The 20,132-nt window shown below is 71.6% G+C and carries 22 protein-coding genes; 4 read left to right on the top strand and 18 right to left on the bottom strand.

The features are described 5' to 3' along the window. The first annotated feature begins 297 nt into the window (after positions 1–297). Both ACWD3E_RS17610 and ACWD3E_RS17605 read left to right on the top strand, forming a co-directional pair. Complete coding sequence (locus ACWD3E_RS17610) at positions 298–447, top strand: hypothetical protein (RefSeq protein WP_451388434.1); 150 nt, start codon at positions 298–300, stop codon at positions 445–447. 10 nt (positions 448–457) lie between these two features. After that, on the top strand, positions 458–766 hold the full coding sequence (locus tag ACWD3E_RS17605) for a hypothetical protein (protein ID WP_451388433.1): 309 nt from the start codon (positions 458–460) through the stop codon (positions 764–766). A gap of 43 nt (positions 767–809) precedes the next feature. On the opposite strand, the gene ACWD3E_RS17600 is transcribed toward ACWD3E_RS17605, so the two are convergent. The 15 genes from ACWD3E_RS17600 to ACWD3E_RS17530 form a co-directional block, all read right to left on the bottom strand. Beyond that, entirely contained in the window at positions 810–1,547 is a 738-nt protein-coding gene (locus ACWD3E_RS17600; RefSeq protein ID WP_451388590.1) for a sirohydrochlorin chelatase, read from the bottom strand. Positions 1,548–1,582: 35 nt separating this feature from the next. Continuing rightward, positions 1,583–2,473, bottom strand: coding sequence for an ABC transporter permease (locus tag ACWD3E_RS17595; RefSeq protein WP_451388432.1), 891 nt, complete (start codon positions 2,471–2,473; stop codon positions 1,583–1,585). Then, complete coding sequence (locus ACWD3E_RS17590; protein WP_451348968.1) at positions 2,460–3,239, bottom strand: ABC transporter ATP-binding protein; 780 nt, start codon at positions 3,237–3,239, stop codon at positions 2,460–2,462. The genes ACWD3E_RS17595 and ACWD3E_RS17590 overlap by 14 nt, the downstream gene beginning before the upstream one ends. Before the next feature lie 36 nt (positions 3,240–3,275). After that, positions 3,276–4,370, bottom strand: coding sequence for an aliphatic sulfonate ABC transporter substrate-binding protein (locus tag ACWD3E_RS17585; RefSeq protein ID WP_451388431.1), 1,095 nt, complete (start codon positions 4,368–4,370; stop codon positions 3,276–3,278). A gap of 274 nt (positions 4,371–4,644) precedes the next feature. After that, positions 4,645–5,979 carry a sulfate adenylyltransferase subunit 1 gene (locus ACWD3E_RS17580; RefSeq protein ID WP_451388430.1) on the bottom strand — a complete coding sequence of 445 codons (1,335 nt, stop codon included), beginning with the start codon at positions 5,977–5,979 and terminating at the stop codon, positions 4,645–4,647. A 2-nt stretch (positions 5,980–5,981) separates the two neighbouring features. After that, complete coding sequence (cysD, locus tag ACWD3E_RS17575; RefSeq protein WP_451388429.1) at positions 5,982–6,917, bottom strand: sulfate adenylyltransferase subunit CysD; 936 nt, start codon at positions 6,915–6,917, stop codon at positions 5,982–5,984. After that, a complete protein-coding gene (gene cysC / locus ACWD3E_RS17570) occupies positions 6,914–7,483 on the bottom strand; it encodes an adenylyl-sulfate kinase (RefSeq protein ID WP_451388428.1) in 570 nt (189 codons plus the stop codon). The genes cysD and cysC overlap by 4 nt, the downstream gene beginning before the upstream one ends. Further along, on the bottom strand, positions 7,480–8,190 hold the full coding sequence (locus ACWD3E_RS17565) for a phosphoadenylyl-sulfate reductase (protein WP_451388427.1): 711 nt from the start codon (positions 8,188–8,190) through the stop codon (positions 7,480–7,482). The genes cysC and ACWD3E_RS17565 overlap by 4 nt, the downstream gene beginning before the upstream one ends. After that, positions 8,187–8,369, bottom strand: coding sequence for a hypothetical protein (locus ACWD3E_RS17560; protein WP_451388426.1), 183 nt, complete (start codon positions 8,367–8,369; stop codon positions 8,187–8,189). Before ACWD3E_RS17560 ends, ACWD3E_RS17565 begins: the two co-directional genes overlap by 4 nt. Next, positions 8,366–10,063, bottom strand: coding sequence for a nitrite/sulfite reductase (locus ACWD3E_RS17555; RefSeq protein WP_451388425.1), 1,698 nt, complete (start codon positions 10,061–10,063; stop codon positions 8,366–8,368). Before ACWD3E_RS17555 ends, ACWD3E_RS17560 begins: the two co-directional genes overlap by 4 nt. Positions 10,064–10,189: 126 nt before the next feature. After that, positions 10,190–10,273, bottom strand: coding sequence for a putative leader peptide (locus ACWD3E_RS17550; RefSeq protein ID WP_310739661.1), 84 nt, complete (start codon positions 10,271–10,273; stop codon positions 10,190–10,192). Positions 10,274–10,400: 127 nt separating this feature from the next. Then, the gene (locus ACWD3E_RS17545) at positions 10,401–10,973 is read right to left on the bottom strand and encodes a GNAT family N-acetyltransferase (RefSeq protein ID WP_451388424.1); all 573 of its coding nucleotides are present in this window, start codon (positions 10,971–10,973) and stop codon (positions 10,401–10,403) included. A gap of 75 nt (positions 10,974–11,048) precedes the next feature. Beyond that, positions 11,049–12,380 carry a hypothetical protein gene (locus tag ACWD3E_RS17540; protein WP_451388423.1) on the bottom strand — a complete coding sequence of 444 codons (1,332 nt, stop codon included), beginning with the start codon at positions 12,378–12,380 and terminating at the stop codon, positions 11,049–11,051. Between the two features lie 220 nt (positions 12,381–12,600). Then, positions 12,601–13,869, bottom strand: a complete 1,269-nt coding sequence (locus tag ACWD3E_RS17535; RefSeq protein ID WP_451388589.1) for a GAF domain-containing protein — start codon at positions 13,867–13,869, stop codon at positions 12,601–12,603. A 444-nt stretch (positions 13,870–14,313) separates the two neighbouring features. Further along, positions 14,314–15,951 (bottom strand): acyl-CoA dehydrogenase family protein, encoded by a 1,638-nt coding sequence (locus tag ACWD3E_RS17530; protein ID WP_451388422.1) that lies wholly within the window; start codon positions 15,949–15,951, stop codon positions 14,314–14,316. A gap of 133 nt (positions 15,952–16,084) precedes the next feature. On the opposite strand from ACWD3E_RS17530, the gene ACWD3E_RS17525 reads away from it, so the two are divergent. Together ACWD3E_RS17525 and ACWD3E_RS17520 are read left to right on the top strand one after the other, a co-directional pair. Next, a complete protein-coding gene (locus ACWD3E_RS17525) occupies positions 16,085–17,239 on the top strand; it encodes a YihY/virulence factor BrkB family protein (protein ID WP_451388421.1) in 1,155 nt (384 codons plus the stop codon). Positions 17,240–17,257: 18 nt separating this feature from the next. After that, positions 17,258–17,941, top strand: coding sequence for a helix-turn-helix domain-containing protein (locus tag ACWD3E_RS17520; protein ID WP_451388420.1), 684 nt, complete (start codon positions 17,258–17,260; stop codon positions 17,939–17,941). On the opposite strand, the gene ACWD3E_RS17515 is transcribed toward ACWD3E_RS17520, so the two are convergent. The 3 genes from ACWD3E_RS17515 to ACWD3E_RS17505 form a co-directional block, all read right to left on the bottom strand. Next, entirely contained in the window at positions 17,927–18,325 is a 399-nt protein-coding gene (locus tag ACWD3E_RS17515; RefSeq protein ID WP_451388419.1) for a VOC family protein, read from the bottom strand. The genes ACWD3E_RS17520 and ACWD3E_RS17515 overlap by 15 nt on opposite strands. Positions 18,326–18,393: 68 nt before the next feature. Further along, positions 18,394–18,675: a sulfurtransferase TusA family protein gene (locus tag ACWD3E_RS17510; RefSeq protein WP_451388418.1), complete on the bottom strand. Its 282-nt coding sequence runs from the start codon at positions 18,673–18,675 to the stop codon at positions 18,394–18,396. Further along, positions 18,672–19,943: an MFS transporter gene (locus tag ACWD3E_RS17505; RefSeq protein ID WP_451388417.1), complete on the bottom strand. Its 1,272-nt coding sequence runs from the start codon at positions 19,941–19,943 to the stop codon at positions 18,672–18,674. Before ACWD3E_RS17505 ends, ACWD3E_RS17510 begins: the two co-directional genes overlap by 4 nt. Positions 19,944–20,132: the final 189 nt, after the last annotated feature.

Genomic DNA, 20,132 nt, shown 5'->3' with positions numbered 1-20,132 from the left:
CGACCGAACCGCCCGCGGATACCGGGAGGTTGGCCGGTTCACGACCCTCCGGCGCGCCGGCCTGCCCTTGCGTGTGACACGGGCGCCGGAAACGGCGCAGAACCATGAGCCGACCGCGGCCCCGGCGTCACAGGGGAGCGCCGGGACCGCGGTCGGCCGGAACAACCCCGCTGTCCCCCGGATCGGTGGGCCTCTCTCGAACCCCAGGACAAACCAGGGGTGTTGTCTCTAGGGTGAAGCCCACCGGACGGCTGGAGGGGGCGAGCAGTGCGCGGTCAACGGGCATGGTTCACCCAGATGGGTGGCTGTTTTCGGCCTCTTCTGCACGGCCACGACACACGGTTCACCCGCACCACCGCCTACGACAACACCGCACTGGTCATCCGCGTCCGTACCCACGACATCGGTATCGTCTGCGGCCCCGGCCAACCCTCGGACCAAGAGTGAGAAACAGGACATGAGCGCATACAGCTACGGGCCCGCCCATGGCCCTGGCGGCTATGGCAACCGCGGCTACGGCGGCCTCGATCCGGAAGGCCTCGTAGAGCTCGGGGACCGGCTCTTGCAGACCCTGCGCGCCGAGTACCCGGGCCTCGCCGGCTACGGCGAGACGATCAAGGGCGAGCTGGAACTGGCCGCCGAGGACGGCGGGCCGCCCAACCGCGGCCGTATCCGCCTGGCGCTGGAGGCCATCAGCATCAGCGCCTCGGCCGGCACCGGCAGCCTCGCCTACGTCCAGCAGTTCACGCACATACTGGACCTGTGACCCGGCGGGGCGCACGCGGTCCGGCAGGCGCCGGGCGCTGCCGTCAGGCGCCGAGCGCGCTCAGCGTGCCGAGCGCCGGCCGGACCGGCACCGCCGCCTCGTCGTAGCGCTCCAGCAGCACCTGGGCCACCTCCAAAGCCGGGCCGAGCACATCCGCGAGGACGTCCGCCTCGGCCGCGCCCCGCGCGATGCGGTCCGGCAGGAAGCCCGGGGCCAGCACATACGGCGCGACGGCGACCCGCTCGCAGCCGAGGGCGCGCAGCTCGCGCACCGCGTCCTCGGTGCGCGGAAGGGAAGCGGAGGCGAACGCAGGCCGCACGGCGCACCAACCGGTGTGCCACCACTCCCGCGCGATATCGGCGATCACCGCGATCGCCTCCGGGTCGGAGGACCCCGCCGAGGCCAGCACGACCCCGGTCGAGGACTTGTCGGCGGGCGTCAACCCCGCCTCGTACAGGCGCCGTTCCAGCGCCGCCAGCAGCAGCGGGGACGGGCCGAGCACGTCCGCCTGCCGGATCCGCAGCCGCGCCGGCGCCTCCCGCAGTACGGCGGGGATGTCGGCCTTGGCATGGAACGCCCGCGTCAGCAGCAGCGGCAGGGCGACGACGTCCCGTACGCCCTCCGCCGCCAGCGACTCCAACACGCCTTGCACGGACGGCACGTTGAAGTCCAGGAAGCCGGTCTCCACGCGCAGCCCCGGCCGCAGCGACCGTACGCGCTCCACGAGGGCGTGGACGGTCGCCGCATGCCGCGGATCGCGGCTGCCGTGGGCGATGACCATCAGGACGGGGTGAACCGGCTTGCCGTGCACGGGACTCAGCTCTTCACCAGCAGGCCGCGGCTGCGCAGGACCCAGCGCTCCAGTGGGCTGAAGATCAGCAGGTCGATGGCGATGCCGACGAACAGGATCAGGAAGATCGCCTCGAACACCATCGACATGGAGCTGGCGTTGCGGCCGTTCTCCAGCAGTGCGCCGAGGCCCACGCCCAGGTCCGGCGAGGACGCGATGATCTCCGCCGCCATCAGCGAACGCCAGGAGAAGGCCCAGCCCTGCTTCAGGCCCGCCAGATAGCCGGGCAGCGCGGCCGGCAGCACGATGTACCAGGCGCCCTTCAGACCCGAGGCCCCCATCGTGCGGCCCGCCCGCAGGAACAGCGGCGGCACCTGGTCGATGCCGGAGACCAGCCCGTTGGCGATGGAGGGCACGGCACCGAGCAGGATCACCGCGTACATCATCGAGTTGTTCAGGCCCAGCCAGATCACCGCCGGCGGCACCCACGCCACCGACGGCAGCGACTGCAGACCCGACAGCACGGGACCGATGGCCGCACGAACGAACTTCACCCGGGCCACCAGCAGACCCAGCGGGGTGCCGATGGCCAGCGCGAACAGGAAGCCCAGCAGGCCGCGCGAGACGCTGGTCCAGATGTAGTCGAACAGTTTGCCTTCCAGCCAGGCGTTCTTGAACTCGCCTGCCACGTCGGCGGGGGAGGGCAGCTTCGTCGGATCGTCGACGATCTTGAACGTGATCAGCGCCTGCCAGCCGGCCAGTACCACCAAGGTGGCGACGACGGGCGGCAGAACCTTGTCGACGAGCGTCCGCCGCAGCGGGGTCCGGGCGACGGCACCGGACTCCAGAGCGTCCAGGCCCGCCTCGACGCTCGCGGCGTCCTGAAGGACGGCCTTCGTCGTGTCAGTGCTGGCCATGGCGGCGGATCTCCCCACGCAGTACTTCGGTGATCTCAAGGGACAGCTCGGCCACCGGCGCGTCCTCGATGCGCCGCGGCTGCGGAATGTCCACCTCCCACTCGCGGGCCACCCGGCCCGGCCGGGAGGACAGCAGCACGACCCGCTGCGCGAGCCGCACCGCCTCGCGCACGTTGTGCGTGACGAACAGCACCGACAGGCCCGTCTCGGCCCAGATCCGGGTCAGTTCGTCGTGCAGCAGGTCACGGGTGATCGCGTCCAGCGCGGCGAACGGCTCGTCCATCAGGAGCAGCTGGCTGTCCTGGGCGAGCGCGCGGGCCATGGCGACGCGCTGGCGCATACCGCCGGACAGCTCGTGCACCCGCTTCCTGTACGAGCCCTTGAGCCGTACGAGGTCGAGCAGCTCCTCGGCCTTGTCGCGCCGCTCGTTCTTCGGAACTCCCCGCAGCTTCAGGGCGAGTTCGATGTTCTTGCCCGCGGTGAGCCACGGGAACAGGGCGTGCTCCTGGAACATAAGAGCCGGACGCCCGTTGGTCGTGATGCTGCCGGCGGAGGGCTTGTCCAGCCCCGCCACCAGGTTCAGCAGGGTCGACTTGCCGCAGCCCGAGGCCCCCAGGAGGGTGACGAACTCACCCGGAGCGACATCGAGGCTGATGTCGTCCAGGACGAGCTGCTGCCCGCCCGGTCCCGCGAAGGACTTCGAGACGCGCTCGATGCGTGCCGCCTGTCCGATGGCCTGATCGGCCGTGGCGAAGGTCGTGGCCATGGTCGTCACCTCCTGGGAACTCTTCGGCTACGGGGGTTACTTGACGCCGAGACCGGCGTCGCTGACGGCGGGCACGCCCTCGGCCTTGAGGACCTTGTTCAGGAGGCTGAGGTCATAGATGCCGTCCAGCTTGGGGTGCTCCAGCAGACCGGCCTTCACCGCGTGCTGCGCCTCGGTGTCGAGAGTCGCGGCCAGCGGGTCGTCGGTGATCTGGATCGACTTCCATGCCGGGTCCAGGACGTTCGCGGGCAGCTCCTTGCCGGAGTCGAGGCCCAGCTGCTTGTTCGCCGCGGCCTTCGCCTCGTCCGGGTTGGCGTTGATCCACTTGTTGGTCTCGACGGAGGCCTTCAGGACCGCCTCGACGGCCTTCGGGTGTTCCTTGAGGAAGCCCTGCCGCACGATGATGTTCGTGATCACGAACTTCTTGTCCGGCCACAGCGAGGCCTCGTCCAGCAGGACCTTGCCGCCCGCGGCGACCAGCTTGGACGCGGTCGGCTCCGGCACCCAGGCGCCGTCGATGGAACCGGACTTGTAGGCGTCCGGGGTCACCTTGTTGTCGGTCCGCACGACCGACACGTCACCCTTGCCGCTCTGCGCGTCGATGTGCCAGCCCTGTTCCGCCGCCCAGTTGAGGAACGCGACGTCCTGCGTGTTGCCGAGCTGCGGGGTCGCGATCCGCTTGCCCTTGACGTCCTTCAGGGACGTGATCTTCTTCGGGTTGACGACCAGCTTCACGCCGCCGGAGGCCGAACCGCCGATGATGCGCAGGCTCTTGCCGTCCGACTTGGTGTAGCCGTTGATCGACGGGGACGGGCCGATCCAGCCGATGTCGATGGAGCCCGAGTTCAGCGCCTCGATCTCGGACGGGCCGGCGTTGAAGACCTGGTACTTGGCCCGCGTGGCGCCCAGCTCCTTCTGGAAGAAGCCCTTCTGGTTGCCGACCAGCGCGGTCGCGTGCGTCAGGTTCCCGAAGTACCCGATCTTGACGGAGTCGAGTCCGTCGATCTTCTTGGCCCCGGCGGCGACCTTGGCGGTGTTGTCGTGGTGGGCCTTGGAGCCGTAGCTGCACGCGGCCAGGGCGAGCAGGGGGAGAGCGGTGATCGCGGCTATGCTGCGGCGGAAGAGCTTCAAGGGGGTCCCCCCGTTCGAGCGAATTCGAGAATGGGGGAGGTTGGCAGGCACGGGAGGCTTTCCTCTCGTTGGCCCGGCGGTCACGGACTCTCAGGTCGTGGCCGGGAGGTCGGCAGGTCTTCGTTTACAGCGGTGGGGGGTGAGGGCGCGCATGCGGTGCGCGTACGTCAGCGCACACATCGCGCGACTCCGCCCTGTCCGCTGCCGAGGGCGCCGCTGCCGACACGGCCGCCCTCCTTCGCGAACATGGAGTAGAAATCGGGCAAGTTCATGATCAGAAGTCCCAACCGTCGTCGTCGGCCGGGTCCTTGACCGGTTCGGGCGACGCGAACGACTCGCCGACCATGCCCGCGGTGAGCGTGGTGCCGTCGGCGGGGTCGATCAGGATGAAGGAGCCCGTGCGGCGCGAGTCGGCGTAGGAGTCGACCGGCAGCGGCTCGGCGGTGCGGATCTTGACCCGGCCGATGTCGTTGGCGACGAGCCGGCCCGGGTGCGGGTGCAGGGACAGGTCGTCGAGCGTGAGGCGGGAGGGGATGTCCTTCACGATCGCCTTCACCGTGCGGGTGCCGTGCTTGAGCAGCACCCGGTGCCCGACGGTGAGCGGCTGGTCGGCGACGTGGCAGACGGTCGCCTCCACGTCCTGCGTGGTGGCCGGCGCGTCCTTGGTCGGCACGATCAGGTCGCCGCGCGAGACGTCGATGTCGTCCTGAAGCAGGACGGTCACCGACTGCGTCGTCCAGGCCACGTCGACGGGCTTGCCCAGCAGGTCGATGGCGGAGATCTTCGTGGTCCGCCCGGAGGGCAGGATCGTGACCTCCTGGCCGACCCGGAAGGTACCGGCCGCGATCTGGCCCGCGTAACCGCGGTAGTCGGGGTGCTCGGCGGTCTGCGGCCGGATCACGTACTGCACGGGCAGCCGGTTGTGGCACTGCGCCAGGTCGTGCGTGACCGGCACGGTCTCCAGGTGCTCCAGGACCGTCGGGCCGCCGTACCAGTCCATGTTCGCGGACGGCTCCACCACGTTGTCACCGGCCAGCGCCGAGATCGGGATCGCGGTGACCTCCGGGACGCCCAGCTCGGTGGCGTACGCCGTGAACTCCTCGGCGATCGCCGCGAACACCGGCTCGCGGTAGTCGACCAGGTCCATCTTGTTCACGGCGAGCACCACGTGCGGCACGCGCAGCAGGGCGGCGATCGCCGCGTGCCGGCGGGTCTGCTCGACGACACCGTTGCGGGCGTCGACCAGGATCACCGTCAGCTCGGCGGTGGAGGCGCCGGTGACCATGTTCCGCGTGTACTGCACATGGCCCGGGGTGTCGGCCAGGATGAACCGGCGCCGCGGGGTGGCGAAGTAGCGGTAGGCCACGTCGATCGTGATGCCCTGCTCGCGCTCGGCCCGCAGACCGTCGGTGAGCAGCGCGAGGTCCGGGCCCTCCTGGCCGCGGCCGGCCGACGCGCGCTCCACGGCCTCCAGCTGGTCGGCGAGGACCGACTTGGAGTCGTGCAGCAGCCGTCCGACGAGCGTGGACTTGCCGTCGTCGACGGAGCCGGCGGTGGCGAACCGCAGCAGGGTGGTGGCCGAGAGAGCCTCGGCGGTGGTCGTGCTCATGCTTAGAAGTACCCCTCGCGCTTGCGGTCTTCCATCGCGGCCTCGGAGAGCTTGTCGTCGGCGCGGGTGGCGCCGCGCTCGGTGAGCCGGGAGGCGGCGATCTCGGCGATCACGGCGTCCAGCGTGGTCGCGTCGGAGTCGACAGCACCCGTGCAGGACATGTCACCGACGGTCCGGTAGCGGACGAGCCGCTTCTCCACCCTCTCGCCGTCCTTCGGGCCGCCCCACTCGCCCGCGGTCAGCCACATGCCGCTGCGCTGGAACACCTCGCGCTCGTGCGCGAAGTAGATCTCCGGCAGCTCGATGCCCTCGCGGTCGATGTACTGCCAGACGTCCAGCTCGGTCCAGTTGGACAGCGGGAACACGCGGACGTGCTCACCGGGCGCGTGCCGGCCGTTGTACAGGTTCCACAGCTCGGGGCGCTGGCGGCGCGGGTCCCACTGGGAGAACTCGTCGCGCAGGGAGAACACGCGCTCCTTGGCGCGGGCCTTCTCCTCGTCGCGGCGCCCGCCGCCGAAGACCGCGTCGAACTTTGCGCTCTGGATCTTCTCCGTCAGCGGAAGCGTCTGCAGCGGGTTACGGGTGCCGTCGGGGCGCTCCTTGAGCACACCGCGGTCGATGTAGTCCTGTACGGAGGCCACATGGAGGCGCAGCCCATGTGCGGCGACCACACGGTCCCGGTACTCCAGCACCTCGGGGAAGTTGTGTCCCGTGTCCACATGGAGCAGCGAGAACGGGATCGCGGCCGGGGCGAAGGCCTTCAGCGCGAGGTGCAGCATGAGGATGGAGTCCTTGCCCCCGGAGAAAAGGATCACCGGGTTCTCGAACTCGCCCGCCACCTCGCGGAAGATGTGCACCGCCTCGGACTCCAGCGCGTCCAGGTGGGAGAGGGCGTACGGGCTGTCCGTGCCGTCCTCGATCTCGGCGACCGTGGTCATGCCAGTCCCCTCTCGCTCAGCAGTGCATGCACGGACGCCGCGGACTCCTGAACCGTCTGGTTCTGGGACTCGATCCGCAGATCGGGCGTCTTCGGCTCCTCGTACGGGTCGTCGACCCCGGTGAGCCCGGTCAGCTCGCCCGCGGCCTGCTTGGCATACAGCCCCTTCACGTCGCGCACCGAGCACACCTCGACCGGCGTCGCCACATGGATCTCCAGGTACGGCGTCCCATTGCCCTCGTGCCGCCCCCGGACCGCGTCGCGGCTGTCCGCGTAGGGCGCGATCACCGGGACGAGCGCCTTCACGCCGTTACGGGCCAGCAGTTCGGCGACGAAGCCGATGCGCTGCACGTTGGTGTGCCGGTCCTCGCGGCTGAAGCCGAGGCCCGCCGAGATGAACTCGCGGATCTCGTCGCCGTCGAGCACCTCGACGAGGTGGCCCTCCTCGCGCAGCCGGCCGGCCAGCTCGTACGCGATGGTGGTCTTGCCGGCGCTCGGCAGACCCGTGAGCCAGACGGTGGCTCCGGTCGTCACGTGGTTCTCCTGCTTGTCGGTTGAAGTCGTCATCCGTGCAGCCCGCACTCGGTCTTGGCGCGCCCGGCCCAGCGGCCGGCCCGCGCGTCCTCGCCCTCAAGGACCCGGCGGGTGCAGGGGGCGCAGCCGACGGAGGCGTAGCCGTCCATCAGCAACGAGTTGGTCAGGACGCCGTGTTCGACGACATAGGCGTCCACGTCGTCCTGGGTCCAGCGGGCGATCGGGGAGATCTTGACCTTCTGCCGCTTCTCGTCCCAGCCGACCACCGGGGTGTTCGCCCGGGTCGGGGACTCGTCGCGACGCAGACCGGTCGCCCACGCCTGGTAGCCCTTGAGGCCTTCCTCCAGGGGCTGGACCTTGCGCAGCTTGCAGCACAGGTCGGGGTCGCGGTCGTGCAGCTTGGGGCCGTACTCGGCGTCCTGCTCGGCGACCGTCTGCCGCGGGGTGAGCGTGATGACGTTGACGTCCATCACGGCCTCCACGGCGTCCCGGGTGCCGATGGTCTCCGGGAAGTGGTAGCCGGTGTCGAGGAAGACGACGTCCACACCCTTGCGCACGCGGGAGGCGAGATGGGCGACCACTGCGTCCTCCATCGAGGAGGTGACGCAGAACTTCGCGCCGAAGGTGTCGGCCGCCCACTGGAGGATCTCCAGCGCGGAGGCGTCCTCCAGGTCACGCCCCGCCTGCTCGGCGAGCGCCTTCAACTCGTCGTTCGTGCGCTCTTGCTGAGCTGTCGTCATATCCGGTCGTCCCCTCCCTTGTCGGCTCGCTGCAGCCCCCGGGACAGCAGCCCCAGGAACTTCAGCTGGAATGCGCGGTTGCACGACCCGCATTCCCAGGCACCGTGGCCCTGCTCGCTGGGACGCAGGTCCTCGTCGCCGCAGTAGGGGCAGTAGAACGGCGCGGCCCGCTCGCTCACGACAGAGCCTCCTCAGAAGCCCGGGCAGCCCAGGTCGCGAACCGCTCGCCGTCCTCGCGCTCGGCCTGGTAGCGCTTGAGGACCCGCTCGATGTAGTCGGGCAGTTCCTCCGATGTCACCTTCAGACCGCGGACCTTGCGGCCGAAGCCCGCCTCCAGGCCGAGCGCACCGCCCAGGTGCACCTGGAAGCCCTCGACCTGCCGGCCCTGGTCGTCGAGGACCAGCTGGCCCTTGAGGCCGATGTCCGCGACCTGGATACGGGCGCAGGCGTTCGGGCAGCCGTTGATGTTGATGGTGATCGGCTCGTCGAAGTCCGGGATCCGGCGCTCCAGTTCGTCGATCAGGGACATGCCGCGCGCCTTCGTCTCGACGATGGCGAGCTTGCAGAACTCGATGCCGGTGCAGGCCATGGTGCCGCGCCGGAACGGGGAGGGGCTGACCGTGAGGTCGAGGGCCTCCAGACCGGCCGACAGGGACTCGACCTGCGCCTCCTCGACGTCGAGCACCAGCATCTTCTGCTCGACGGTGGTGCGCACCCGGCCGGAGCCGTGCGCCTCCGCCAGTTCGGCGATCTTGGTGAGGAGCGTGCCGTCGACCCGGCCGACGCGCGGGGCGAACCCGACGTAGAAGCGGCCGTCCTGCTGCCGGTGCACACCGACGTGGTCGCGCCAGCGCTCCACCGGCTGCGCCGGCGCCGGACCGTCGACGAGCCCCCGCTTCAGGTACTCGTCCTCCAGCACCTGCCGGAACTTCTCCGCGCCCCAGTCGGCGACCAGGAACTTCAGCCGGGCGCGGGTGCGCAGGCGGCGGTAGCCGTAGTCACGGAAGATCGAGATGACGCCCTCGAAGACGTCCGGGACCTCGTCCAGCGGCACCCAGGCGCCGAGCCGCACACCGATCTTGGGGTTGGTGGACAGGCCGCCGCCGACCCACAGGTCGAAGCCGGGCCCGTGCTCGGGGTGTTCGACACCGACGAACGCGACGTCGTTGATCTCGTGCGCCACGTCCAGCAGCGGCGAGCCGGAGATCGCGGACTTGAACTTGCGCGGCAGGTTGGAGAAGTCCTTGTTGCCGATGATCCGGCGCTGGATCTCCTCGATCGCGGGCGTGCCGTCGATGATCTCGTCCTCGGCGATGCCGGCGACCGGCGAGCCGATGATCACACGCGGAGTGTCGCCGCACGCCTCGGTCGTGGACAGCCCGACGGCTTCGAGGCGGTTCCAGATCTCCGGCACGTCCTCGATCCGGATCCAGTGCAGCTGGATGTTCTGCCGGTCGGTGATGTCGGCGGTGCCGCGCGCGAACTCCTGCGAGATCTCGCCGATGACCCGCAGCTGGCGGGTGGTCAGCCGCCCGCCGTCGATCCGCACCCGGAGCATGAAGTAGCTGTCGTCCAGCTCCTCCGGCTCCAGGATCGCGGTCTTGCCGCCGTCGATCCCGGGGCGGCGCTGGGTGTACAGACCCCACCAGCGCATCCGGCCGCGCAGGTCGTTGGGGTCGATCGAGTCGAAACCGCGCTTGGAGTAGATCGTCTCAATGCGTGTCCGCACATTGAGACCGTCGTCGTCCTTCTTGAACTGCTCGTTGCCGTTGAGCGGGGTCAGATGCCCCACGGCCCACTGACCCTCGCCACGGTGACGGCTCACCTTGCGGCGGGGCGCGGAGCCGGCGGGGTTCTGTGGGGTGGCGGCCATGGTTTTTACGTCCTTCGGGACCGGAGGAATCGGCTCTGACCTGCGCAGATAAGCGCATACGGGCATGCGTGCGCATCCTTGCGCAGCAGGGATCAGGTTCGGGGAGGTGCGGCGGCGCTGGGGCGATCAGCTCGCCGGACAGATGGCGCTGGACATGCGGCCGAGGTCGACGTGCCGCCGACTCACCAAGGCAATTCCAGTTCCAGGCATGGCGGAAGCGTGGCATGGCGATCTGGACACAGTCCAGCTTTGTCCATCATGCGGACACCCTTGTCCCGAAGAGTGGGACAAGGGTGTCGTCGGTCACATACTCTGCGAGATGGCTTGTCGCGGCAGTTCAGGCCCGGTACGCGCCGGGCCACGGTCCCGGAGTGGCGATCTCCGGCTCCTCCTCGACCTTGGTGTCGAACAGCGTGAAGCCGCGCCGCAGGTAGTTGTCCATCGCGAACTCGCCATCCTTGCTGCACGTGTGCAGCCACACCCGCTTGGTCGGCGTCCGGTCCGGCCACCGCTCGGCCAGGTCCCAGGCGCGCCGGGTGCCGTACGACAGCAGGTGCCCGCCGATGCGGCGCCCGCGGAAGGCGGGGATCAGCCCGAAGTAGACGATCTCGACGACGCCCTCGTCCTGCGGGTCCAGCTCGACGTACCCGGCCGGGGTGCCCCGGTCGTAGGCCACCCAGGTCTCCACACCGGGCCGCTCCAGGTGCTCCTGCCACTCGGCGTACGTCCAGCCCAGCCGGTCGGTCCAGCGGATGTCGCCGCCGACCGAGGCGTAGAGGAAGCGGCTGAACTCGGGGGAGGGGACCTCGGCGCGGACGATCCGGAAGTCGCCCTCGGGCGCGGCGGCGGGCAGGAGGTCGGCGGGGGACGTCTGCTCCAGGGACCACGTGGTGACGGGGACGCTGCTCATGCCGGCCAGGGAATCATCCCGCCGGCCGGTCTGTCGATCGCCGGCGTCACGTCCTGGGGCCCACCCCCGGACCGCTCACCGCAATGAGCGGTCCAGCTCCGCCAGCGGCACCGCGAACAGCATCCGGTCGGAGAGCGACCACACCTCGCCCGTCTCCGGCCAATAGGACAGCGAGCCGGGGGACTCGGCCCAGCAGCGGTGCGGGGTGTCCGAGCCACAGCGCGCAGCCTCGGCGCCCTTCGTGTCCTGCCGCCACAGCCCGCTGTGTCCGTCCCGGGACCCGGGCAGGTGTCCCACATACCAGGACGGGCGGTCCGCCCCGGTCGGCCGGTACGACAGCACGCCCCGGATCCCGGCCGTCCTGGTCCAGTACGCCTCCACCGCCTGGGCCCGGCCGGCGGCATCGGTGGCGAGCAGCCCGCCGCGCGCCGGGTCCGTACTGAAGGCGTACCGCCACAGCCGGGCGTGCCTCTCGCCGCCGGGGGCGCTCCACTCACCGGCGACCAGGGAGTCGGGGACCGTGCCGCGGTCCAGCGCGAGCGCGCCGGGGCAGGGCGGGCCGGAGCGCTCGCAGCGGCCGGCGGTGAAACGGTAGGAGCCGACCGCGGGCAGCACGTACCGGTAGCCGGCGGCGGACCAGCCGCCGGGTACCCGGCCGATCGCGGGCGCGGCCACGGTGGTGCGCTCGATGCGGTCGAGGTCGTAGACGTAGAGGGCGTCGGCGCTGCCGGTCATGGTGGTGACCAGCAGCTTGTCCTGGTACCAGACCATGCCGGAGATGCCGGAGACCAGGCCCCGGTAGTTCCGGCCGCCGTCGACGGGCACCACCAGCAGCGCCGAGCGGTAGGTGAGGCGGGCGGGGTCGTCGGCGTCGACGAAGGCGACCCTCGCGAGGCCGCGCTGGGCGGCCGGGCCGGTGTCGGTGCGGTGGGTCCAGCCGGTGAGGATCACCCGGTGGGCGCCCCAGATGCCGTCGTCGTCGGCGTCCCCGGAGGTGGTCACCGCGGCGGGGCGCCAGGCACCGGCCGCATCGGCCCGGTCCCAGCAGTAGGCGCGGGTGGCGGCCGGGGCGACGGGCAGGGTCGCGCGGTCGCCGGAGGAGCAGTCGTGGGCCTCGCGCAGCCGGTGGCCGGCGCCGCTCAGCACGGCGCTGACGCCGACCGGCCGGCCCATCTCGGCGGAGAGCCGGTTCAGCGTGCGGGCGGGGGTCAGCCGCTCCTGGAGCCGCATCGGGGCGGTCTGCGCCCGGGAGGTGAGCGGCGCCAGCGCGCCCGGGTTCTCGGTGACCGTGGCCTGTGAGGCGGTGATCAGGGTGGCCGCCGCGGTGAGCGCCAGCCCTGTTCCGGCCAGGACCGCGCGCAGGGCCGCACCGCGCCTGCGCCGGCGGTGTCTGCCGCGATGTCTCATGTCGTCCCCTCTATCGGGCTCCCTCGCCTCCGGGGCGCTCCAGTCGCCCCTTCGGCTCACTCGCCGGCCGAGTGGGCCAACTGCGCCTGGTGATCCGTACGTTGACCAAGGAGCAGATGGGGAGGCCCACAAGGGATGCTACGGCAGTGGGAGGCGCGCCGGGCCAATTCGGGGGACATATCAAGAAGGGGCATACGACGTGGCATATGCGGGCAGCACCTCACGGGCGCGCGCTCCGCATGCGGGCCACCGCCGGCGCCGTCGACTGGGGGAGCAGGTCACGGGGGTCGTCGGGCAGCAGGAGCGTGACCTCCGCGTCCTCGCAGAAACGATACGGCCGATGCCGTAGAAGAGCCCCCAGATACCGTCGGATCCGCGACATCTCCGCCCGCACGGTGACCGTGCGCGAGGGATCGCCGAACACGTCCTCGGCGAGGCCCGCCGCGCTCCGGCCGGAGCGGTGCTCGCTCAGCAGATACAGCAACTCGGCATGCCGGGGACTCAGTTCACAGGACCAGGAACCGGCCGAGCCGGTCACCGTCAGCGAACAGCGGCCCGCCCGCCCGAGGTCGAGCACGATCCCGGTGGCCGCGGACGGCGCCGGCTCCTCGAGGGCCCGCAGCAGCCAGCCGTCGGCCAGCGGTTCCACGGCGCAGAAGCCGATCGCGGGCAGCCACCGGCGGCCCGGCACAAGGGACTTGGGCAGCGTGACGCGCCGCACGTACGGCATCCCCGTCACCGCCGCCGCCCAGCCGTCCCGGTCCACGGCCAGCGCCCGCCCGGACAGCCGGGCCAGCACCGGCGCCGCCACCGCGCGCAACCGCTCCAGCGAGTCCAGGTGGAGCTCGCGCAGCCGCGCCTCGGCGAGCTTGGCCACCGAGTCCACCCAGGCGAGGGTCGCCGGATGCATGGTCTCCAGCGGACCGCTGATGTCGACCACGCCGAGCAGGCTGCCGTTCCTCGGGTCGGTGATCGGGGCGCCCGTACACGTCCAGGAGGCGTGCGAACGCACGAAGTGCTCGGCGGCGAACACCTGCACGGGCCGTCGTACGACCGCGGGGGTGCCGACGCCGTTGGTGCCGACGACGTCTTCCCGCCAGTCCGCGCCCAGTTCGAAGCCGAGGAGGTCGGCCTTGCGGAGCACCGAGGGGGACCCCTCCCGCCACAGCACACGCCCGTCCGCGTCCGCGATGACCATGATGTGCTCGGCAACGTCCGCGACCGAAAGCAGACCCTCGCGCAGCACCGGCAGGACGTGCCGCAGCCGCGACTCCTCGCGCCTTCGCCGCACCTCGTCGAAGGAGAGCAGCCCCGACCGGAAGTCGTGGTCGGGGTCGACGCCGCTGCGCAGCATCCGCCCCCAGGACTGCCCGATCACGGGCCGGGGCGCGATGCGCGCACGCTGTCCGGCGAGCGTGGCCTCGCGTAGCTGGCTCAGCAGCCGCGCCGCCTGCGCCGCGTCCACGGCGGCCAGGCGCGCCACGTTCATCGGCGGGTTCACCACGGGGGTCCTCCCGGAAGGTGCGTCGAACATTCTTTGTCAAGCAGTCCGGGCGGGGGTTTCCGGTCCGACTGTGCCTCACATACTGCCGTCATGGATAGGCCGGAGGCACATACTCCGCGCACCCTCACCAACAAGTTGCAACCCTCTGCAACCCTGGTGAACCGCCGGAGAGTGGCCGAGAATTGCCCCCGGCGCCGCCCTGCGGGCGGTGTTCGCGGCCTTCAACGGGGCCGAAGAGGCGGGGGTGGTGCCGTGTCGGCGCAGCATCACCCCTGCCGGGCCCGCCGGGGGTTCGGCCGACGCACTTCCGGGGTTGCCACTTGCGGTGCGTCGGCGGCTGAGGGGGCGTCGTGGCTTGTCGCGCCCCGCGGCGGAGCCGCAGATTCAGCAGGGCCCCGCACCCCTGAGGAAGTCGTCGTCCCCTGCGTTTCAGAGCACAGGGCGTGCTCGGTTCACCACCGACTTCAGGTCCAGGCCCGTCGGGAGGGTGCCGAAGGATGCGCCTCGGTCGGTGCCCAGCCGGGAGGCGCAGAAGGCGTCGGCCACCTCGGGTGGGGCGTGGCGGACCAGAAGGGAGCCCTGGAGGGCCAGGGCCAGGCGTTCCACCAGGCGGCGGGCCCGGCCCTCGATGTTGTCCAGGTCGGCCAGTTCGGTGAACAGGTCCTTCACGGCCCGGTCGAGGCGGTGGTCGGCGCCGTGGGCGCGGCCGAGCTCCGTGAGACAGGCGTCCAGCGCGGCGGGCTCACGCTGCAGTGCCCGCAGCACGTCGAGGGCCTGGACGTTCCCGGCGCCCTCCCAGATGGAGTTCAGCGGGGACTCGCGCACCAGCCGGGGCAGCCCCGACTCCTCGACGTACCCGTTGCCGCCCAGGCACTCGGAGGCCTCGACCGCCACCGGCGCGCACCGCTTGGTGATCCAGTACTTGGCGGCCGGCACCGCCAGCCGCAGGAAGGCCCGCTCCTGCTCGCTGTCGTCGTCGTAGGCCGCCGCGAGCCGGAGCGTGAGCGCGGTCGCCGCCTCGGACTCCAGCGCGAGGTCGGCGAGGACGTTGCGCATCAGCGGCTTGTCGATCAGCTTCCCGCCGAAGGCCTCCCGGTGGGCGCAGTGGTGGATCGCCTGGGTCACCGCCTGCCGCATCAGTCCCGCCGAGCCGAGCGCGCAGTCCAGGCGGGTCGCGGCGACCATCCCGATGATGGTGCGCACCCCGCGCCCCTCCTCGCCGACCCGGCGCGCCCAGGTGCCGTCGAACTCGACCTCGGCGGAGGCGTTGGACCGGTTGCCCAGTTTGTCCTTCAGACGCTGGATGAGGAAGACGTTGCGGCTGCCGTCGGCGAGGACGCGCGGCACCAGGAAACAGGTCAGGCCGTCCGGGGCCTGCGCCAGGACCAGGAAGGCGTCGGACATGGGCGCCGAGCAGAACCACTTGTGCCCGGTCAGCGCGTAGGTGCCGTCCTCGGCGAGCGGGCGGGCCTCGGTGGTGTTCGCCCGTACGTCGCTGCCGCCCTGCTTCTCGGTCATGCCCATGCCAAAAAGGGCGCCGGGCTTCTGTGCGGCGGGCCGCAGCGCCCGGTCGTAGACGGTGGACGTCAGCCGGGGCTCCCACTCGGCGGCGAGCGCCGGGTCGGTGCGCAGCGCGGGTACGGCCGCGTGGGTCATCGACAGCGGACAGCAGTTGCCCGCCTCCACCTGCGTCCAGACCAGGAACCCGGCCGCCCGGCGCACATGCCCGGCCGGCCGGTTCCACGCTCCGGTCAGCCCGGCCGACACGCCCTTGCCGAGCAGCCGGTGCCAGGCCGGGTGGAACTCGACCTCGTCGATCCGGTGGCCGTACCGGTCGTGCGTGCGCAGCCGGGGCGGAAAGTCGTTCGCCTGCGTCCCCCACTCCTGCAGCTGCGCCGAACCCGAGGCGAGGCCCAGCGTGGACAGCTCCGCGCGCACCTCGTCCAGCACGGCGGGGTCGGTGTGGCGCTCGACCGCCTCCACCAGGGCCCGGTCGGCGCCGAACACGTCGTATCCGGTCAGCGGGGGCGGCTGGTTCGTCACGATGTGGGTGGGGTTGCCTGCCATGACTGCGAACCTACCCGGGTCGGAGCCGATGCGCGGCCTCCAGAGTGGCACAGCGCTCCGCGCGGGCGCGCCGGACGCCCATCACCTGCCCCGGAAGGTGAGGACGGTCCTCCGCGGCGGATACGGTTGGTTCGTGCAGCCAGCAAGTGAAACCCCCGACACGCCGGCCGGTCGGCTCCATCGAGCCAGAGCCCTCTACCGGAACGTCTCCAAGCGCAGGACCGCCTGGCTGTTGCTCAAGGACACCGCCCATTCCTGCATGGAGTACCGCATCCTTGGCCTCGCGGCCGAGGCGGCGTTCTTCACGCTGCTGTCCGTGCCCCCACTGCTGCTCAGCCTCATCGGCCTGCTCGCCTACGTCGACGCCTGGACCGGCGCCGACACCATCAAGAGCCTGGAGAGCAACCTCCTCGACGCCTCCCGCACCGTGCTTTCCGAAAAGGGCGTCCGGGAGATCGCCCAGCCGATCCTGCACGACGTGATGAAGGGCGGCCGGCCCGACGTCATCTCCATAGGCTTCCTGTTCGCGCTGTGGTCCGGCTCCCGCGCGGTCAACGTCTTCATCGACACCATCACCGTCATGTACGGGCTCGACGGCGTCCGGGGCATCGTCAAGACGCGGATGATGTCGTTCCTGCTGTTCATCGTGGCCCTGCTGATCGGCTCGGTGGCGCTGCCGCTGATGGTGGCGGGGCCGGACGCCGTGGTGCGGATCGTGCCGTGGTCGGCGACGCTGGTCCAGGTCCTGTACTGGCCGGTGGTCATCGTCCTGTCGGTCGCCTTCCTGACGACCCTCTACCACGTGTCGGTCCCCGTCCGCTCCCCCTGGATCGAGGACGTGCCGGGCGCCCTGATCGCCCTGGCCATGTGGGTACTGGGCAGCTTCCTGCTCCGCATCTACCTCACCAACACCATCGAGGGCGCGACGATCTACGGCTCCCTGGCCGCCGCCGTCGCCGTCCTCCTCTGGATCGGCGTGTCGGCCTTCGCCGTGCTCGTCGGCGCGGCGGTGAACGCCGCCATCGACCGGGTCTGGCCCGCCGCCGCCACGGCCGCCGCCCGCGAGGCGAACGAGCGGCTGCGCGAGGCCCAGGTCGTCGAGTACGTCGCCCGCGCCGCCGCGGCCCGCGAGGCCGACCCCGACGACCCCGACATGCCCTCCGAGTTCCCCGAGCGCTGGTCCCGCTTCCTGCCCCCCGAGGACGTCACGGCCCGCCTCCGCGCCCATGTGCGCAGCACCCACCACGCCCACAAGAACCATGGGGAGCCGACCCACCAGGACAAGTGACGCCGTAGCCTGACCTCTGTGTACGAGGAGCGGGCGGCGCGGCTGGACGGAGCGGTGGTGTGGCGCCGGACTCCGGAGGACCTGGCCGCCCGGCCCGTGCTGCCCGACGGCTGCATGGACCTGCTGTGGAGCGAGGGGCGGCTGCTGGTCGCCGGCCCCGACACCCGGGCGTACGTCCCCGAGGGCCCGCCCCGCTTCTGGGCGGGCGTCCGATTCTTTCCCGGCACCGCGCCCGCCCTGCTCGGCGTACCCGCGCACGAGCTGCGCGACAGCCGGGTGGAGCTGGCCGACCTGTGGCCCGCCGCCCGGGTCCGGCGGCTGCGCGACCGTATCGAGGCGGCGTCCGACCCGGCGACGGCGCTGGAGGAGATCGCCCTGGACCGGGCGGCGCTCTCCCCGCCCCCCGACCAACTGCTGCGACGCCTGGTCGAGTGCCTGGACGAGGGCCGCCCCGTGTCCGCGACCGCCGCCGAACTCGGCATAGGCGCCCGCCAGTTGCACCGCCGCTGCCTGACGGCATTCGGCTACGGCCCCAAGACACTGGCCCGCATCCTGCGCCTGCGACGGGCGCTGGACCTGGCCCGCTCGGGCGTGCCGTACGCCGAGACCGCGATCCGCGCCGGATACGCCGACCAGTCCCACCTCTCCCGTGACGTACGGGAGCTGGCGGGGCGGACGCTCGGGGAGCTACTGGGCGGGTAGGGGCGCGAACAGGTCGACGCCGTTGCCGTCGGGGTCGTGCACGGTGGCGTACCGCTGCCCCCAGAAGGCGTCCCACGGCTTCAGCTCCCCGTGGTACCCGGCGCCCACCAGGTCCTCGTACAGGGCGTCGACCTCGGCGGGCGAGCCGCACCGGAACGCGAGCCCCACCCGGCCCCCGCCGGCGGGCGGACGCCAGCCGGGGTGGAACGACCGGACGGTCTGCTCGGTGTCCAGCGCGAGCACCAGCCCACCGGGCAGCTCGGACTCGACATGCGGCTGCTCCTCGGCCCCGGCGGGGAAGGCCAGCCCGAGGCGACGGTAGAAGGCGAGCGAGGCGGCCAGATCGGAGGCCACCACGCCGATCACGGCGAATTGTGCGGTCATGGCGTCACCGTAGGCGGGGGAGGGATGCCGGGTCTTGAAGGAATCGGACACCGCGCTGGTACGTCCTGTCAGGGGCTCTCCGCGTGCCAGGGAGCGTCGGCGCGGGTTCGGCGTGCTCCGTCGGCCAGGCGGAGCGCGAAGGTGGGCCGGCCGTGGCCCGGCACGGGGCCGAGGTAGTCGTGTCCGGTCATGTGGCACCAGGCCGGCAGGTCGAGCGGGGCGGCGGGGTCGGTCGCGATGATGTGCACGAGCGTGCCCGGCGGTGCGTTGTCGATCTCCTTGCGCAGGCGCAGCAGCAGGGTGACGCAGAGCAGACCGGTGCCGTCGACGGTGAGGCCGGGCCGGTTCACCGGCTGCTCGCGGTGGCGGCGATGGCGGGCAGGACACCGAGGGCGAGGACGCCGCCGGTGAGGGCGAGGACGGGGTAGCCGGCGGCGGAGACGACGACACCCGAGGCCAGGCCGCCCGTGGCGCCCGCGATGGCGATCGAGACGTCCACCATGCCCTGGGTCCTGGCGCGGGTCGCGAGCGGTACGGCGTCGGTGATCATGGCGGTGCCGGAGACGAGACCGAGGTTCCAGCCGAGGCCGAGCAGGGCGAGCGCGAGGGCGAGCAGGCCGACGGAGTCCGCGGGCGCCACGGCGGCGGTGATCCCGGCTGCGAGAAGGGTGACGCCGGAGGCGGAGGCGACGGCGATGCGGCCGTATCTGTCGACGAGCCACCCGGTCAGCGGCGAGGGCAGGTACATCGCGCCGACGTGGATGGCGATGACCAGGCCGGAGGCTGCGGTGCCGTGACCGTGGTCGTGCAGGTGTACGGGGGTCATCGTCATGATCGAGACCATGACGAGCTGGGTGAGGATCATCGTCAGCGCGCCCGGCATCAGCCCCGGACCGCGCGCCGGTGCCGGGGCCGCCACCCCGGTGTCGCCCATGTCCTTCGCCGCGGCGGCTGCCGCCTGCCGCCGTTCGTCGAGCTCGCGGGCGAGCAGCAGGGGATCGGGGCGCAGCCAGACGGCCAGGACGAGGGCGGCCAGGGCGTAGGCGGTGCCGGAGAGGAGGAACGGTCCGGCCAGGGTCGGGATGCCGAGGCTGTCGGCGAGGTCGCCGGTGGGGGCGGCGAGGTTGGGGCCGACGACGCCGCCGAGGGTGGTGGCGACCAGCACCGTGGACAGGGCGCGGGCCCGGTGGGCGGGAGCGGCGAGGTCGGCTCCGGCGTATCGGGCCTGGAGGTTGGTCGCCGTACCGGCGCCGTAGACGAACAGGGCGATGAACAGCAGGACCGGGCTGTCGGCGACGGCCGCGGCGATCACACCGGCGCTGCCGACGGCGCCGGTCAGGTATCCGGCGGTCAGACCCGGGCGGCGGCCCCGGGCCTGGGACAGCCGGCCCACGGCGACGGCGGACAGAGCGGAACCGGCGGTGAACAGGGCGCTGGGCAGGCCCGCGAGATCGGTGGAGCCGAGCATGTCCTGCGCGAGCAGGGCGCCGACGGTGACACCCGCCGCGAGCCCGGCCCCGCTCAGGATCTGGGAGGCGACCAGAACGGCCAGGACGCGGCGCTGGGCCTCGGGCTGCGTGGATATGCCGGAGGCGGTGGCAGGGGAGGTACTCGTCACGAGCGGGCTCTTTCCGTCGAGGTGGCCGGAGTTGAGGTGGCGAAGGTGTCCGGTGCCGGGCCGGGGCGGGAGGGCGAGTCGGGCCGGGTGGGCAGGTCGGGCGGCGTCAAGGGCGGCGGCGACGCCCTGCCGTTCTGGCGCGGACGCGCACCGGCGGGGAGCAGAGGGACTGGGCGAGCCGGAATGCGA

It is taken from the genome of Streptomyces sp. NPDC002676, assembly GCF_053592455.1.
The sequence above is the reverse complement of the archived record's forward strand: the minus strand, read 5'-3'. Positions and strand labels throughout refer to the sequence as shown.